Annotated in this window: 15 protein-coding genes and 2 tRNA genes; 12 read left to right on the top strand and 5 right to left on the bottom strand. The window is 44.9% G+C overall.

The features are described from left to right. Nucleotides 1-138 precede the first annotated feature (138 nt). From BFN00_RS13600 to tehB, 6 genes are all read left to right on the top strand, one after another. Nucleotides 139-214 (top strand) — tRNA-Phe (locus tag BFN00_RS13600). Between the two features lie 137 nt (nucleotides 215-351). Next, nucleotides 352-427 (top strand) — tRNA-Phe (locus BFN00_RS13595). Between the two features lie 222 nt (nucleotides 428-649). Next, entirely contained in the window at nucleotides 650-1147 is a 498-nt protein-coding gene (locus BFN00_RS13590) for a hypothetical protein (protein WP_071852131.1), read from the top strand. A 225-nt stretch (nucleotides 1148-1372) separates the two neighbouring features. Continuing rightward, nucleotides 1373-2122, top strand: a complete 750-nt coding sequence (locus tag BFN00_RS13585) for a hypothetical protein (protein ID WP_071852130.1) — start codon at nucleotides 1373-1375, stop codon at nucleotides 2120-2122. Nucleotides 2123-2231: 109 nt separating this feature from the next. Next, entirely contained in the window at nucleotides 2232-2504 is a 273-nt protein-coding gene (locus BFN00_RS13580) for a hypothetical protein (RefSeq protein ID WP_071852129.1), read from the top strand. A gap of 216 nt (nucleotides 2505-2720) precedes the next feature. Continuing rightward, on the top strand, nucleotides 2721-3587 hold the full coding sequence (tehB, locus tag BFN00_RS13575; RefSeq protein WP_071852128.1) for an SAM-dependent methyltransferase TehB: 867 nt from the start codon (nucleotides 2721-2723) through the stop codon (nucleotides 3585-3587). Between the two features lie 94 nt (nucleotides 3588-3681). Here the strand turns inward: tehB and BFN00_RS13570 are convergent, their stop codons facing one another. Further along, nucleotides 3682-4062: a hypothetical protein gene (locus tag BFN00_RS13570; RefSeq protein ID WP_071852127.1), complete on the bottom strand. Its 381-nt coding sequence runs from the start codon at nucleotides 4060-4062 to the stop codon at nucleotides 3682-3684. Nucleotides 4063-4238: 176 nt separating this feature from the next. On the opposite strand from BFN00_RS13570, the gene BFN00_RS13565 reads away from it, so the two are divergent. Both BFN00_RS13565 and BFN00_RS13560 read left to right on the top strand, forming a co-directional pair. Further along, a complete protein-coding gene (locus tag BFN00_RS13565; RefSeq protein WP_071852126.1) occupies nucleotides 4239-4703 on the top strand; it encodes a hypothetical protein in 465 nt (154 codons plus the stop codon). After that, entirely contained in the window at nucleotides 4694-5029 is a 336-nt protein-coding gene (locus tag BFN00_RS13560; RefSeq protein ID WP_071852125.1) for a hypothetical protein, read from the top strand. Before BFN00_RS13565 ends, BFN00_RS13560 begins: the two co-directional genes overlap by 10 nt. 19 nt (nucleotides 5030-5048) lie before the next feature. Here BFN00_RS13560 and BFN00_RS13555 read toward each other — a convergent pair whose 3' ends face one another. From BFN00_RS13555 to fadB, 3 genes are all read right to left on the bottom strand, one after another. After that, complete coding sequence (locus BFN00_RS13555) at nucleotides 5049-5552, bottom strand: glycine-rich domain-containing protein (RefSeq protein ID WP_005108093.1); 504 nt, start codon at nucleotides 5550-5552, stop codon at nucleotides 5049-5051. Nucleotides 5553-5692: 140 nt separating this feature from the next. After that, complete coding sequence (gene fadA / locus BFN00_RS13550; protein ID WP_005108092.1) at nucleotides 5693-6865, bottom strand: acetyl-CoA C-acyltransferase FadA; 1173 nt, start codon at nucleotides 6863-6865, stop codon at nucleotides 5693-5695. Between the two features lie 12 nt (nucleotides 6866-6877). Beyond that, nucleotides 6878-9028, bottom strand: a complete 2151-nt coding sequence (fadB, locus tag BFN00_RS13545; protein ID WP_071852124.1) for a fatty acid oxidation complex subunit alpha FadB — start codon at nucleotides 9026-9028, stop codon at nucleotides 6878-6880. 586 nt (nucleotides 9029-9614) lie between these two features. On the opposite strand from fadB, the gene BFN00_RS13540 reads away from it, so the two are divergent. After that, complete coding sequence (locus tag BFN00_RS13540; protein WP_071852123.1) at nucleotides 9615-10034, top strand: PH domain-containing protein; 420 nt, start codon at nucleotides 9615-9617, stop codon at nucleotides 10032-10034. Nucleotides 10035-10045: 11 nt separating this feature from the next. On the opposite strand, the gene BFN00_RS13535 is transcribed toward BFN00_RS13540, so the two are convergent. Continuing rightward, nucleotides 10046-11107 (bottom strand): AAA family ATPase, encoded by a 1062-nt coding sequence (locus BFN00_RS13535; RefSeq protein ID WP_071852132.1) that lies wholly within the window; start codon nucleotides 11105-11107, stop codon nucleotides 10046-10048. A gap of 224 nt (nucleotides 11108-11331) precedes the next feature. On the opposite strand from BFN00_RS13535, the gene uvrC reads away from it, so the two are divergent. From uvrC to pgsA, 3 genes are all read left to right on the top strand, one after another. After that, nucleotides 11332-13131 (top strand): excinuclease ABC subunit UvrC, encoded by a 1800-nt coding sequence (gene uvrC / locus BFN00_RS13530; RefSeq protein WP_071852122.1) that lies wholly within the window; start codon nucleotides 11332-11334, stop codon nucleotides 13129-13131. Nucleotides 13132-13246: 115 nt separating this feature from the next. Then, a complete protein-coding gene (locus BFN00_RS13525) occupies nucleotides 13247-14041 on the top strand; it encodes a thioesterase family protein (RefSeq protein WP_071852121.1) in 795 nt (264 codons plus the stop codon). A 107-nt stretch (nucleotides 14042-14148) separates the two neighbouring features. Continuing rightward, nucleotides 14149-14736: a CDP-diacylglycerol--glycerol-3-phosphate 3-phosphatidyltransferase gene (gene pgsA, locus BFN00_RS13520; RefSeq protein WP_071852120.1), complete on the top strand. Its 588-nt coding sequence runs from the start codon at nucleotides 14149-14151 to the stop codon at nucleotides 14734-14736. The last annotated feature ends 167 nt before the right edge of the window (nucleotides 14737-14903 follow it).

Raw genomic sequence — 14903 nt, 5'->3', positions numbered from 1 at the left:
TATTGCTGAGGTCTTTGGTAAACACTGTTCGATTTATGACTCAAATTGACGCGAGTTGATGGAAAAGTAAACATTTGAAGAAAATTATTCTCTCTGCTCTTGACGATTTACAACTGAAACTGTTTAATACGCGACATCGGCGTGATAGCTCAGTAGGTAGAGCAACGGATTGAAAATCCGTGTGTCCCCAGTTCGATCCTGGGTCTCGCCACCATATTTTAAAACGATTTCAAAGTTTTCAATCCCTGATCCCATCAGGGATTTTTTTTAGGCCAAAAATCAGCCACTCAAATATTTTTTTCATAATTTTGATTGACTAATGAGGCTAGATACGGCTTAATACACCGCATCGGCGTGATAGCTCAGTAGGTAGAGCAACGGATTGAAAATCCGTGTGTCCCCAGTTCGATCCTGGGTCTCGCCACCATATACAAAAAATCCTCAAACTTGGTTTGGGGATTTTTTTTTGCCTGCACCAAAGCCAGATCAGCATTCTTTTCTATTATTCAGTTGTTTCAATTTCTTCTTTTTCGACGTTTCCTGCCTTTTTATGCATCATTGACCGTTTATCAAACTTAACAATAGGCACTGGCATTATTTGTAAGATTTAGCTTTGACGCTTTCCCTTTTCCAAACGAGGGTGAAAATGATGAATCTCCTAACACCAATTAAACTCGGCTTTCTTACGGCCTGTACTACTTTTAGCCTACCGATATTAAGCCATGCTGCGCCTGCTGCTGATTCAGTGGTGTTGCCGACTCTGACCGTCATGGCGGAACCGGAACTGCGCGCCGTGACTGAAAAAATGTTGCCTTATCAGGAACAGAACAGCCAGCGTAAAGCACTACAAATGCGCCTGATGAAAATTGAACGTGAAATTCAGGCTTATAGCGTGGACGGCGACATAGTGGCGAATATTGATGTGATGCGTGCACCTGCCGATCCTGATCTGGATAGCTTGCCTGTGGTGTTTCGCGAATATGTATTGGCCATCGCACAGGGCTTGCAGTCTTCAGACCCAAGAAATGGGGTATATGTACTGCTGCAACCTTTTGGAATTAACCGCGATGCCACCAATGTGAATATTGTTCGGGAACAATTCGATCCGAACCGGCTGAATCTGAGCCTGCCATTTAATTCCCCATAATGTGCGCCTGTCGGTCTAGATAACTTTGTTAAACGAGCTTATTAAATCTGCCATGCAACGAGATCGACAAATAGTGTGCTGGGAAAGGGTAGCTTTGTGAGGGGAGCAATTTCTGTCTAAGCTAGACATATTATTGGAAAAATCAAATGCCTTGAATTGTGTTTAAAAAATAAGCATAGTGGATGTAAATCAACAAGATCTGACTGACAGAGCTGGAGCGTATACATGCCGCGTGTTTTTATGATTGTAGCCGCTGTGACACTGGCAATTTTTATTGGGCTGTTTTATCAGAATTCGGTTCAGCAAAAACATCAGGCCGAGCTGCTCGAATATGAAACCGTGCTCGAAGAAAAAACCGAGAGCATTGCGCAGCAGGCACAGGACTGGTCTAAACCGATTCAAATTAAGCTTGAGGATGACCGTCTGGATGGTGACTATGCCATCATGGCAGAATTTATGCTGGGGCAATTGCGCGACAGTGCCGAGGAACGCAATCAGTATCTACGCGACTTAAAAGCCGCCAACTGGCAGAATTTTCTGAATATCGACCGCTTGGCCAAGGATCAGGCACAAGGCTATAAAGAAACTGAAGCCATGCTCAAGCAAGTCCATCAAATTGTGAACAGCTATCAGCAGAAAATCCAGCAGCGCGATGCCGAGCTGATCGACAAGGCGCAGCAACTGGATATTAAAAACCGTTATCGCCAGCAACTGAGCCTGACCCTGAAAGACAGTCAGCAAAATAGTAATGCACATGTCATTTTTGAAATTGAAAAACAGACTCTGGCCAAGGCCGATGCCTTATTTACAGTACTGAAAAAGCATAAATGGCAAAAGAAAAATAACACCTTTATGTTCTATGACGATAAAGCCGTGCAAGAATTTAATGCGCTGTATAAAGAAATGCTGCACTTGAATAAACAGATGGAACGAGTGGCGACTGCCAATCAGAAAGCGGTTGAAAACAAGTTGTAGCATGACCTAGATGACAGGATTGCCATAGGACTGTCATCTGCTGTTCAAACTCGCTTGCTAAATTGAAGGGGTCGCACAGATCACGACATAACATTCAAGCAGGTGAGTCATGCAAACAATTCAGGTTTTTGCTGATATTCAGCAGGTGTACGGTGAGTTTGTCGCAAATAAAACAGATCCAAAATTAGAAAGGATGAATAACGGGGACAAGAACCGGTTGTTCTTGAATCAATATTTCACGCTGATCGAGGACTGGCACTATACCGAACAGATTGTGATTCAGTTCAATCAGCAGTATTTCAGTCTGGATCTGGGGAGCGCACCGGATTTTATGGATCAGGACAAATACATCAACTGGCTAAAGTCGGAACTGCTGCATTAATCAAGTCGCCATATTCCTCATTGATATACAACCGAGCTGTCTCAAGAGAGGCAGCTTTTTTATTTTGATAGAAAACTGGTATTGATCTTGCTGTTGCATCGGCACAGCGCAAACAGGCGCTGATTCCAATTCCGATTTGAACAGGCTATGCTGAATTAATTACCGCTGCCAAAAGAATGACAGGCGGAGCATGGATGATAAGGAGGACAAAAAATTATGCAACAGTTGAGATGTTATAAGGAACTTCCAGTCTGGAACCAGCAGAGTATTCCTCAGGGCTTCAAGAATCAACACAATACCAAAGCGGGTACGTGGGCGAAACTGACAGTATTAAAAGGTGAGCTGCGTTTTGCCATGCTGGAAGAATCTGGTGCGGTGCAATCAGAGCATGTGTTTACACCAGAGCAGCAACCGCCATTTATTGAGCCTGAGGCCTGGCACAAAATTGTTTCTGCCAGTGAGGATGTCGAATGTCAGCTGCGTTTTTACTGTCGGCCTGAGGATTACTTCATCAAGAAATATCAGTTGAATCCTACCCATTCTGAAGTGCTGGCCGCCATGCCCTATTTAAAAGGTGGTCGTGCGCTGGACGTCGGCTGCGGTACAGGGCGTAATGCGCTTTATTTAAGCCAGAACGGCTTTAATGTCGATGCTTGGGATGTCAACGAAAACAGTTTGCAGACTTTAAGACAGATTGTACAGACGGAACAGATTGATCATGTGCAGGTGCAGCGCCGCGACCTTAACACGGATACCAGTATTGCAGGCCAATATGACTTTATCTACTGTACCGTGGTGATGATGTTCCTTGAGGCGAAAACCATTCCACCGCTGATTGCACAGATGCAGCAGGCGACCGTGCCGGGTGGCTATAACCTGATTGTCTGTGCCATGGATACGCCAGGTATTCCGGCACAAGCCGATTTTCCATTTGCTTTTCAGCCGGGGGAGTTGCGAGGGTATTATGAGGGCTGGAATATTGTGAAATACAATGAAGATATCGGTGAGCTATACCGTGTCGATGCACAAGGTCAGCGGATTAAGCAGCATTTTGCCACGATGCTAGCGCAAAAGGCTGAATAGAAGATTGAGGATTTTTAATTCCTGAATTTAAATTAAATCATCCAAAACAAAAAAAAGATGTCAGGATGACATCTTTTTTTTATGCTTTAAAAACTTAAGCAGCTTTCTTGAACCAAGAGAACCAGCCTTTTTTCTCAGCTTTTGATTCTGCTTTTTCAGCTGCCGCATCTTTGGTTTCTACTGCTTCAGTTTTCGCAGCTTCAACGTGTTGTTCTGCTGTAGCTTGAGCTGTTTCTAATTGAGTCGTCGCTTCTGTTTTTACTGCTTCAGCTTTAGTTTCAGCCGCTTGTTGATTTGCAGCAACAGTCGCTTGAGTCGCTTCAACTTTCGCTTGTACAGGTGCAGCAGTTTCTTTAGCAACAGTTTGGGTTGTTTTGGTTACAACAGTTGCTGGCGCAACTTGAACTTCAGTTGCCATTGCAGATGCAGAAGTCGCTACGATTGCAGTCGCGATCATTGTTTTAAGCATGTTCATATATACCCTTTTAAGGAAATAGGAAAAAAGAGGCTTGATCATACATTTATAAAATTTAAGTGATTCATAAATATGGTTTTATTGGTTGATTATTCAACTGAAATTACAAAGGAATAACATTTCATCTAGTTAAGAATTATAATTGTTTAAAACAAATAATTATTTTAGAGATTGTAGTGGGTCAACTTCAAACAAATGGATATATTACTTGCTCATCTTGTAATACAGTAAATAAGCTTCATGAGATTGGTGAACAAGGTCTTTATCATTGTGGAACTTGTAAAAATCCATTAATTTTTATTAATAAAGAAAAGCCTAAACCTGGTTTACTGAAAACTTTAATTATCGCAGGTATGATCGGGATTGCTGGTGGCGTAAGTATAAATCAGATTAAGGATGCTCTCAGACCAACTGAAATTAATTATTCCAAAATACAAACAAATTGGACAGGCACACAAGTTAGGCAGTTTGATCTCAATTGTAAGGCTAATTTGGCATTAGAGAAGAAAAAGTGGGATGCTGAGCGTATTGATAAAACATGTACATGTTTTACTACTTATGTTGTTGAAAATACAAAATATCCATTGTGGGGTAAATTAGATACTGAAGTGGTTGAAGCAGGTATAAAAGAATGCACGTAGTTAGTACAGAAGTAGTTCAATTAAACTTAAATACGAATTTGGGTAAATTTTTAAACTTGATTAATGACGTTTATGCAGGAAACTTAAAAGCTTTCAGTGATGCTTTTTCTGATACAGATGCTTCTTTTTATGAGCGGTTAAAAAAAGATATTCAAAGAGCAAAGCAAGGGTCATTAACCGTTAAGAAAGAAGATGCATTGAAAAAATATATTTTTTTCCTTGAATATAAGCAGTGGGAAAAGAACGCAGATACAAAATTTTTTAAGAAATTGGATCTACAATTAGATACAGCAGTTGAAGCACTATGTAAGGCAACTGGGCAGTAATCTGCCCAGTTAATTGGAATTATTTACAAGCACCTGGTACTCGACATGCACAGCTCGAAGGAGCATGGCAGGCATGATCATCTCCACAGCGTGCTTCTATTGTAAAATCAGGATATGGACCAAACCACAACTCATAAAGTTCCTTAGTACGTTCGAAGGTGTTTTTTAAATTTTGTTGATCTACTTCATCATTGATTCCAAAATATGGATAGTGGTGCAGATAAGCTCCAAAAATTTTTAAGCAATCCATGTGGTAATTTCGAGTATCTAAAATGTGAGCATGCCAAAACTCATCAACAAGTTTATTAGGTACTAGCGTTTCTTTTGGATAGAAATATTTTAACGCTAGAAAACGTTTATATTCTTGCTCTGCAAATTCGCAAACTTGTTTTGACATGGTGGCTTCATTACCTGATGTTAATTTAAATTTTAATTTACTGAAATTTAAACTCTCAATCGAGGTCGGCATATTTGATCTTGCTAGAGTAGCTGTATGGTTAAAGTCTATTGCTAAATTTCCCATTTCTTTTTCCTTAGTAGGTTTATAGCGTTGTTGCTATGTAGGAAATATTGCCATCTACCTTTATTTAGATTGGGGAATTTTAAGGGACAAAAAACCCCGCAATAAGCGGGGTTTCTTTTATCTCAGTATTTAATTAAGAATTAAACACGTTCGATAATGGTTGCAATACCTTGACCAAGACCGATACACATGGTCGCAAGACCGATTTGCGTATCTTGTTGTTCCATCACGTTCAGCAAAGTCGTCGTGATACGCGCACCAGAACAGCCCAATGGGTGACCCAATGCAATCGCACCACCGTTATGGTTCACGATATCCTGTTTGTCATAAATGCCTAAGCCCTTAAGAACAGACAAACCTTGTGCCGCAAATGCTTCGTTCAGTTCAAAAGTCTGAATATCAGCAATTGACAGGCCAGCACGTTTCAACGCTTTTTGCGTTGCCGGAACAGGGCCATAACCCATGATCGCAGCATCACAGCCTGCAACCGCCATAGAGCGAATTACAGCACGTGGCTTAAGACCTAAAGCTTGCGCGCGCTCAGCAGACATCAACAACATGGCAGAAGCACCATCAGACAAAGCTGAAGAAGTCGCTGCAGTTACTGTACCGCCTTTCGGATCGAAGACTGGACGCAAAGATTTGAACGATTCAAGGTTCGCATCTGGACGGATCACTTCATCGATATCACACAAGATTTTGTAGCCATCTGCATTATGCCCTTCAATGCCGACGATCTCGTTCTGGAATAGACCGTTTTCAGTCGCAGCCCAGGCACGGCGATGTGATTCCACACCGAACGCATCCTGTTCTTCACGGCTAATGCCGTTCATACGACCCAACATTTCAGCAGTTAAGCCCATCATGTTCGACGCTTTGGCATAATGCTTAGACGCTTCAGGATTCAGGTCGATGCCGTGCATCATGCCGACATGGCCCATGTGCTCAACACCACCAATGATGAAGATATCACCTTGGTTCGTTGCAATTTGCGCAGCCGCAGTGTGAATCGCCTGCATAGACGAGCCACAAAGACGGTTCACCGTTTGACCTGCAACAGTCTTCGGCAGGTCTGCCAGTAATGCAATATTACGGGCAATGTTCATACCTTGTTCTAGGGTTTGGTTAACACAGCCCCAGATTACGTCTTCAACTTCATGCGGGTCGAATTCGTTACGTACCAGCAGGGCACGGACAAGCTCAGCAGACATCGAGTCGGCACGTACATTGCGGAACATACCGTTTTTGGTTTTACCCATTGCTGAACGTACGCCATCAACGATGACAACGTCACGTGGATTTAAAGTAGCCATTCACGTTGCTCCTTAACCGTAGAATTTTTTGTTGTTAGCAGCCATTTCGCGCAACATTTCTGGCGCTTCATAAGCTTTACCAAGGTGCGCATACTTATTGCAAAGCGCAACATACTCAGCTACACCGGTTTGATCGATGTAACGGCATGGACCACCACGGAATGGAGGGAAACCAACACCCATGATCATGGCCATATCTGCTTCAGCAGCAGTGGCTACAATGTTGTCTTCCAGGCAACGAACAGTTTCGTTACAGAAAGCCAGCATCATGCGATCAATGATTTCCTGAGCGTCAAATTCACGTTTTTCCGCAGTTGCAACAGAGGCCACAAGCTCATACGCAGTTGGATCAACCACTTTGGCTTTTTTGCCTTTACGGTCAAGTTCATACTTGTAGAAACCAACGTCGTTCTTTTGACCCAGACGTTTGTTTTCGTACATCACCTGAATCGAACCTTTGAAATCAGGTTTCATGCGATCCGGGAAGCCTTCAGCCATGACTTCTGCACCATGTACGCCAGTGTCGATACCGACAACGTCCATCAGGTAAGCAGGACCCATTGGCCAGCCGAATTTTTCCATGACTTTATCGATTTGCTGGAAGTCAGCACCATCTTTAAGCAACAGGTCAAATGCACCGAAGTAAGGGAACAATACGCGGTTCACCAGGAAGCCCGGGCAGTCATTGACCACGATTGGTGTTTTACCCATTTTCTGAGCAAGTACTACAGTCGTTGCAATCGCTTCGTCAGAAGTCTTCGCCCCACGAATCACTTCAACCAGTGGCATCATATGTACCGGGTTAAAGAAGTGCATGCCCACGAAGTTTTCAGGACGTTCTAGGTTTTCAGCCAGGCGCGTGATTGAAATCGTAGAAGTATTAGATGCAATGATCGTGTTTTCACGTACTTTCGATTCAGTTTCTTTCAGTACGATGCCTTTGACTTTTGGATTTTCAGTCACGGCTTCGATCACGATGTCCACTTCTTTAAACTCGTCATAGCTTAAAGTCGGACGGATGCGCGCAAGAGTTTCACCCATTTGAGCAGGCTTCATCTTCTTACGTTCAACTTGTTTGGTCAGTAAACCGTTAGCTTCTTTCATACCCAAAGCAAGTTGCTGGTTACCGATGTCTTTCATGATGATCGGTGTGCCTTTGCTTGCCGCCTGGTAAGCAATACCACCACCCATGATACCCGCGCCTAGAACAGCCGCTTGGTTCACTGGATGCGCACCTTTTTCATAGCGCTTCGAGGTTTTTTTCACGATCTGGTCGTTCAGGAACAAACCGATCAATGCACCTGCTTGTGGTGTTACAGCTGCTTTGGCAAAGCCTTCAGCTTCAGCTTTCAGCGCGTCATCACGATGCAGGCTCGCACCCGCTTGCAGAGAATCAAGTAATAATTTTGGCGCAGGGTATTGAGCTGGATTGGCTTTTGCTAAAACCATGCCTTTCGATGAGTTAAACGCCATCATCTGTTCGATTGGGCTGAGTTTAACTGGATCAAGTTTTTCCTGACGCTTGGTTTTCCAGTCTAAACGGCCATGAATCGCCTGTTTCACCAGATCAAGTGCAGCATCTTGTAATTTGTCAGCAGGAACAACAGCATCGACTGCACCGTCTTTCAGTGCAGCAGCCGGCTTTTTAGGATTGGCCATTGCCATCCATTCTACCGCGTTGTCGATACCGATCAGACGGCTTAAGCGTACTGTACCACCGAAGCCCGGGAAGATACCCAGCTTGATTTCAGGCAGGCCCACTTGCGCCTGTTCTGACATGACACGGTAATCACACACCAGGCACATTTCGAAACCGCCACCCAGTGCCATGCCATTAATGGCAGCCACTTTAGGAATGTCGAGGTCTTCGAAGCTGTTAAAAATTTCATGTACTGGCATTGCCCAGTCAACAATCGCTTGTTCACCCTGAGCAAAGTTGTCGCCGAATTCAGTGATATCAGCACCTACAATAAATGTAGATTTGCCTGAAGTCACAATCAGACCTTGAATATCGGCATGGGAGACGGCTTCAATAGCAGCCTTGAAATCTTCAATCGTTGCACGGTTGAATTTGTTAACGGACTCACCTTGTAAGTCAAAGCGGAATTCTGCAATCCCGTCCTCAAGCATTTGGACGGTAATGGCATTGCCAGCGTGGATCATGCCCTGATCTCCTTTATTTTGGAGGACTTCTAAGTTGATGTTGTGAAGCAAGTGCGCATGTCCCGCGCACTTTTTGACTTCGCTAATCTTACGATAACTATATCCAAAAAGAACATAACAAGTTGTATCAAGCCGTGACGCAATGGTCATCAATTTCTGCCAGACTGATCCGACCAGCTATGACTTTTCCTTTCAGTTTTCTAAAAGCAGATGAACCAAAGATTTTGTTTCAATTCATTATTTTTTATCAATCAGCCTGATAGATATGGAGCAGGGTGACTGATTTTCAAGGTGCATTTCTAGCGGAGTTTTGTCAATTCAGTCAATTTCCATCCTTGAACATGCCATTTTTAGCCTCAAAGCATGCTGAGCGCAGGGCTTTCAGGTCTTTGCTGATAGTGTTCAATCAGCACAAATAAAAGCGCAGTAGCTCATTTGGGTTGCTGAACTTTTCTGATGAGATCAACAATGAGAACGATCCTGTCGATGTGTGATTTGAAATAATTTCCATCCTGCCGGGTTGAATCCCTGTCATCTGCTATGGAATTGTTTATGATGATCATGCACCAAGATATGGGGGATATCGATGCACGTGTTTTGTTCTAAAAAAGACTGGTGGCTACTGGCTTTTGTGATTTGTATGAGTGGCCTGTTGCTGCAACTGCTGCTGACCATGCAGGCCAAAGGGACCATGCAGCAATATCCGCTGCATACTACGGTTTATGTCCTGACCATTATTATTCTATGGTGGCCGCTATGGAGTACGCGCTATGTGGTGGACAATGGGATATTGACCATAAAAAGCCTGTGGTTAAGCTGGAAGATTCCCTTAAGTGAAATCCAATCCATTCAGCCGACAGACCACTCTATCATTGCGCCAGCCTTATCCTTGAAGCGTCTGCGGATTGATTATACGGAAGACGGCGTGCAGAAATTTGTATTGGTCTCACCCAAGAATCAGACCGCTTTTATGCAGGCGCTTCAATCGCATAAAAACGGAGAGTGAGTCTGAATCATTTAAGCTTTTGCCTGCTCAGGCAGAACCACCAACTGTCCATCGATACAGTCCAGATGCAGACTGAACTGCTCAGGCTGGTTTAAAAAATACAGCGCCAGAATTGGTTCCAGTTCGGTACGTATCTTGCGACCCAAATGTCGTGCGCCGTAACGAATATCATGGTCCTGATAGAAATAGGCTTTGGCTGCAGCGCTTAAATGTACGCTGCGTTGCTGATGTTGCAAGCGTTTGTTCAGTTTATCCAGTTCAATTTCGACCAGACGTGGCAGGGCATCATGCTGTACCGCCTGATAATGTAGGCTGCGGTCAATCCGGTTCAGAAATTCAGGGTCGAATTTACGTTGCATGACTTTTTCAATGATGTTCTGGATGGGTACGCGCTTCAGACACAGGGCTTGCATTTTTTCTGGCAGATAACTGAGTTTGTCCAGATATTGCTGAGCGGCCTGTGCCCCGATATTGCTGGTCATAAAGATCATGCAGTTGCGAAAATCGATAGTTTTGGTGCCCGCTGTCAAGGTCAGCCGGCCAGTATCCAGCACGTTCATCAAGCCTCGAATCACTTCGTTACTGGCTTTTTCTAGCTCATCAAACAGCATGATGCCGGGACGGGTATGGCTGCCGGCAATCGCAGTTTCATCAAACAGGCTGTGACCTTCCTTTGATCCCACATAACCGGGCGGTGCGCCGGTCAAAGCCGCGGCATAATGCTCCTGTGCCAGAGTATTCATATCAATCCGGCAAAAGGCATCCGGGCGACCATAGATCGCTTCTGCAATCAGACGCACGGTTTCAGTTTTACCCACACCGGTTGGGCCGAGCATCAGAGTGACCGAAAGTGGGCGATCCGGACTGGAAAAATCTGCCTTGACCACATGCAGCATCTTTTCAATTTCGTTTAAGGCTGCATCCTGTCCAATAATCCGTTCGCGTAGCAGTAGCATCACGCTATTGGGTTCAAAATGAAAACGCGGTTTGCCAATCAGGCGATCACGTTCAGACAAGTGATGTGTGGAGGTGGATGGTTGAACAATATGGATGCCCGGTTGCTGCATGGTCATGCGAATCATCTCAAAACTAGACCCTTTGAGCATAGCAAAGTTATATCTTGAAATTTAGAGCTTTTAGCAATTAGAACACGGTGAAAGCGATATAGATCAATAGCATGATGGCTTGGATAATTAATTTTAGGTGGCAGCTTCAGGGAAATTTTGTGTTTTCGCTTGAAAATGACGTAATAATCATCACATATATCTGCAGATTGCATGTGAAAAATAGGCTTTAGGTGAACGAAAACGCACGCCCCCATCTCGAGAAAATCCTGGCCAATATGACCAGCTTGCCCGGGGTCTACCGGATGTATGGTAAAGACGGCGAATTATTGTATGTGGGGAAAGCCAAAAATCTGAAAAACCGGGTCTCCAGCTATTTTGTCAAAACATTGGATCATCCTAAAACCCAGGCCTTGGTGGCACGGATTTATGATATTCAGACTTTGGTGGTACGTTCTGAAACTGAAGCCTTGTTGCTGGAACAGAACCTGATCAAGCTGCATCATCCGCCGTATAACATCATGCTGCGTGATGACAAATCTTATGTCTATATTTTTGTTTCGGCAGATAAACCCTATCCGCGTTTAGCCAGTGGGCGCGGCAAGGGTAAGCATCAGGTCGGAAAGTTTTTTGGGCCTTATCCGAGTGCTTATACGGCGCGGGATACTCTGGTGGTGCTACAAAAACTGTTCAATGTGCGTTCCTGTGAAAACAGTTTTTTTGCCAACCGGACCCGTCCTTGTCTGCAATACCAGATCAAACGCTGCTCTGCGCCCTGTGTCGGATTTATTTCTCCGGAAGACTATAAGGCAGATGTCGATAACTCGATCCGCTTTTTGCAGGGTGATACCAAGGAGCTGAATCAGGAACTGATCGCAAAAATGGAAGCGGCCGCTGAAGCGCTGGAATTTGAAAAAGCGGTATTCTATCGTGACCGGATGGCGCTGTTAAGAGAGGTGCAGTCACAGCAGGCGATCTATAAGCTCAAAGGCGAAGCGGATATCCTGTCGATTGCCTATCAGGCCGGGGTGACCTGTGTGCAGATCATGCATGTGCGCAACGGTAAAATGTTGGGTGGAAAAAGTTATTTCCCGGATATGCTCAGTGATGACCTAGGGCAGATGCTGGCCGATTTTATTGCCAATTTTTATTTTCAGGTGGCCGATGAAATCCCGGCTGAACTGATTGTCAATGTTGAAGTCGCTGACCGCAAGGAACTGGAAGCAGCACTCTCGCAGCATTTTGACAAGAAAATCCAAATCAAGTCCAAGGTACGAGAAACCCGCGCGGAATGGCTGGAACTGGCGCAGATGAATGTACAGCACGCGATTCAGGGCAAGCTGGCCAATCATATAGAATTAAATGAGCGTTTTCATCAGCTGGAGCAGGTGGTCGGCCGTCCTGTAGACCGGATCGAGTGCTTTGATATTTCCCATACCATGGGCGAAGATACCGTGGCGTCCTGTGTGGTCTTTGACAGTGGCGGAGCACGCAAGCGCGACTATCGCCAGTTTTCCATTCATGATATCCAGGCAGGTGATGATTATGCCGCCATGCGTCAGGCGCTGACCCGTCGTTATAAAAAAGCCCTGTTGCCAGACTTGCTGCTGATTGATGGTGGCAAGGGGCAATTGCACATGGCAATGGAAGTCATGCAGGAACTGGGACTGGATGCCTTTATGGTCGGTGTGTCCAAAGGTGAGGGACGTAAGCCTGGTCTGGAAACCCTGCACTTTACCGATGGCAGTAAAATTCAATTACCGGAAGACCATAAAGCACTGCATCTAATACAGCAGGTACGTGATGAAGCACACCGCTTCGCGATTACCAAACACCGTGCCAAACGCGATAAAAAGCGTGGCTCATCGGTACTGGAAGTGATTCCGGGGTTGGGACCCAAACGCCGTCGTGACCTGCTGACCCATTTTGGCGGGATTCAGGGCGTACTGAAAGCCTCAGAACGAGATCTGCAACTGGTACCGGGACTGGGTTCAGTCATGGCCAGAATGATTTATAAAGTGCTGCATGAATGACGCGTGGCTTAAATGCAAGGGCCAAAGTGCGCATTGACGCTTGGGTCACGTGACATTCACAACCTGAAGAATTTTGCCGAATATACTGAGCATCAAGACTTACTGAGGGATCAACATGTCTTTGCATGCACTTTATGCACAAATTGCCGAACAGGAATGGGTAGAGTTTCCACAGGGATGGTTACAGGGTCGTACTCTGTATGGTGGTCTGGCTGCCGCGATGATGATGCAGAAAGCCGTCACTCACATCAATGATCCGGCCAAGCATTTACTCAGTTGCAGTGTGACCTTTGTCGGCCCGATTCAGCAAGCCAAAGTACGGTTGACGGCTGAAATCCTGCGGCAAGGCAAGTCAGTGACCACGATTGAAGTGCGCTTATGGCAGGACGACGCGGTGCAAAGTATTCTGATTGCCAGTTTTGGTATTTCCCGTGATTCAGAGATTCAGGTACAGCAACAAGTTCAGGCACCCGACTATGCTGCGCCAGAGCAGCTGTTTCAGATTCCTGCGGGTTATGGTATGCCAGACTGTTATGACCATTTCGAAGTAGCCTGGGCGGATGTCAATCTACCTTGTAGTGCCAGTCCTCGTCCGGACTTTGGTGGCTGGTGCCGGTTTCATCCCGAAAAGCATTGCAACCGTGAATTTCTGGTCGCCGACCTGATGGCTATTTTTGATATCTGGCCACCTGGGGTGTTGCCGATGTTTAAAAACATGGCGCCTGCGAGTAGTCTGACCTGGACAGTGACCTATGTGCATCCGGTTCAACATCAATTGCATGATTGGTTTAAATATAAAGTATTTACCGACTATGCTGCGGATGGTTATGCGACGGAGCATGCCTATCTCTGGGATGCCGAAAATCGCCTGATTGCGATGGCAAGACAAACAGTGACGGTGTTTGCCTAGTGACACTGCAAGTCAATTCGTATAAAGTGAAGCCTATTAATGATGGATCAAACCTCTAAAAAAGTGTGCATTTTCATCGTACATGAGGGGAACAATTGGCGGTGTCTATGACTACAGGTCGTATCCTGAATATTCCAAATATCTTGACCTTGGCGCGTATCGCTCTTATTCCGGTATTTTTATTGGTGGCTTACTGGCCACCTGCAATGGGCTTTGATGCCCATAACCCCGACATGACGCGGCATATTATTTTGACCACGATTTTTGTGGTGGCTGCAGTAACGGACTGGTTTGATGGCTATCTGGCACGTACATTAAACCAGACTTCTGCTTTTGGACGTTTTCTCGACCCAGTTGCAGATAAATTGATGGTCGCAGCTGCACTGATTGTGCTGGTGCAATGGCAGCCTTCCATGTCGATGGCTTTTGCTGCGATTGTAATTATTTCGCGTGAAATTACCGTTTCAGCCCTGCGTGAATGGATGGCAGAACTCGGTGCGCGGACCAATGTTGCGGTTTCAACAGTGGGTAAATACAAAACCGCTTTTCAGATGATCGCCATCACAGTATTCCTGCTGAAATGGCCACCGCTGGAAATGCTGGCGTATGCCTTGCTATACACCGCAGTGGTACTCACCTTATGGTCGATGTTCATTTATCTGAAAGCGGCTTGGCCATATCTGAAACAGCCTTAATCGAAATGAAAAGAGAAGCTCCTTGAAAGGGGGCTTTTTTTATGCGCTTAAATTATCAAGCCAATCGGCAAATTACAGGCAAAAAAATACCCAGCCTTTGGGGGAAGAACTGGGATAAAATCGGGGTATTTGTTGCTTATTATTATAGTTATTCAAAGATATCTCAT

Origin of the sequence: Acinetobacter sp. AR2-3 (assembly GCF_001878775.1) — a bacterium.
Classification (GTDB): domain Bacteria; phylum Pseudomonadota; class Gammaproteobacteria; order Pseudomonadales; family Moraxellaceae; genus Acinetobacter; species Acinetobacter lwoffii_D.
The sequence above is the reverse complement of the archived record's forward strand: the minus strand, read 5'-3'. Positions and strand labels throughout refer to the sequence as shown.

What these genes read in the sequence shown, in the direction of transcription:
- tehB (WP_071852128.1), top strand. Translation starts at nt 2,721, where the DNA reads ATGCAACAGTTGAGATGTTATAAGGAACTTCCAGTCTGGAACCAGCAG.
- BFN00_RS13535 (WP_071852132.1), bottom strand. Translation starts at nt 11,107, where the DNA reads ATGACCATGCAGCAACCGGGCATCCATATTGTTCAACCATCCACCTCC.
- BFN00_RS13585 (WP_071852130.1), top strand. Translation starts at nt 1,373, where the DNA reads ATGCCGCGTGTTTTTATGATTGTAGCCGCTGTGACACTGGCAATTTTT.
- pgsA (WP_071852120.1), top strand. Translation starts at nt 14,149, where the DNA reads ATGACTACAGGTCGTATCCTGAATATTCCAAATATCTTGACCTTGGCG.
- BFN00_RS13555 (WP_005108093.1), bottom strand. Translation starts at nt 5,552, where the DNA reads ATGGGAAATTTAGCAATAGACTTTAACCATACAGCTACTCTAGCAAGA.
- BFN00_RS13580 (WP_071852129.1), top strand. Translation starts at nt 2,232, where the DNA reads ATGCAAACAATTCAGGTTTTTGCTGATATTCAGCAGGTGTACGGTGAG.
- BFN00_RS13540 (WP_071852123.1), top strand. Translation starts at nt 9,615, where the DNA reads ATGCACGTGTTTTGTTCTAAAAAAGACTGGTGGCTACTGGCTTTTGTG.
- BFN00_RS13570 (WP_071852127.1), bottom strand. Translation starts at nt 4,062, where the DNA reads ATGAACATGCTTAAAACAATGATCGCGACTGCAATCGTAGCGACTTCT.
- fadA (WP_005108092.1), bottom strand. Translation starts at nt 6,865, where the DNA reads ATGGCTACTTTAAATCCACGTGACGTTGTCATCGTTGATGGCGTACGT.
- BFN00_RS13590 (WP_071852131.1), top strand. Translation starts at nt 650, where the DNA reads ATGAATCTCCTAACACCAATTAAACTCGGCTTTCTTACGGCCTGTACT.
- BFN00_RS13560 (WP_071852125.1), top strand. Translation starts at nt 4,694, where the DNA reads ATGCACGTAGTTAGTACAGAAGTAGTTCAATTAAACTTAAATACGAAT.
- fadB (WP_071852124.1), bottom strand. Translation starts at nt 9,028, where the DNA reads ATGATCCACGCTGGCAATGCCATTACCGTCCAAATGCTTGAGGACGGG.
- BFN00_RS13525 (WP_071852121.1), top strand. Translation starts at nt 13,247, where the DNA reads ATGTCTTTGCATGCACTTTATGCACAAATTGCCGAACAGGAATGGGTA.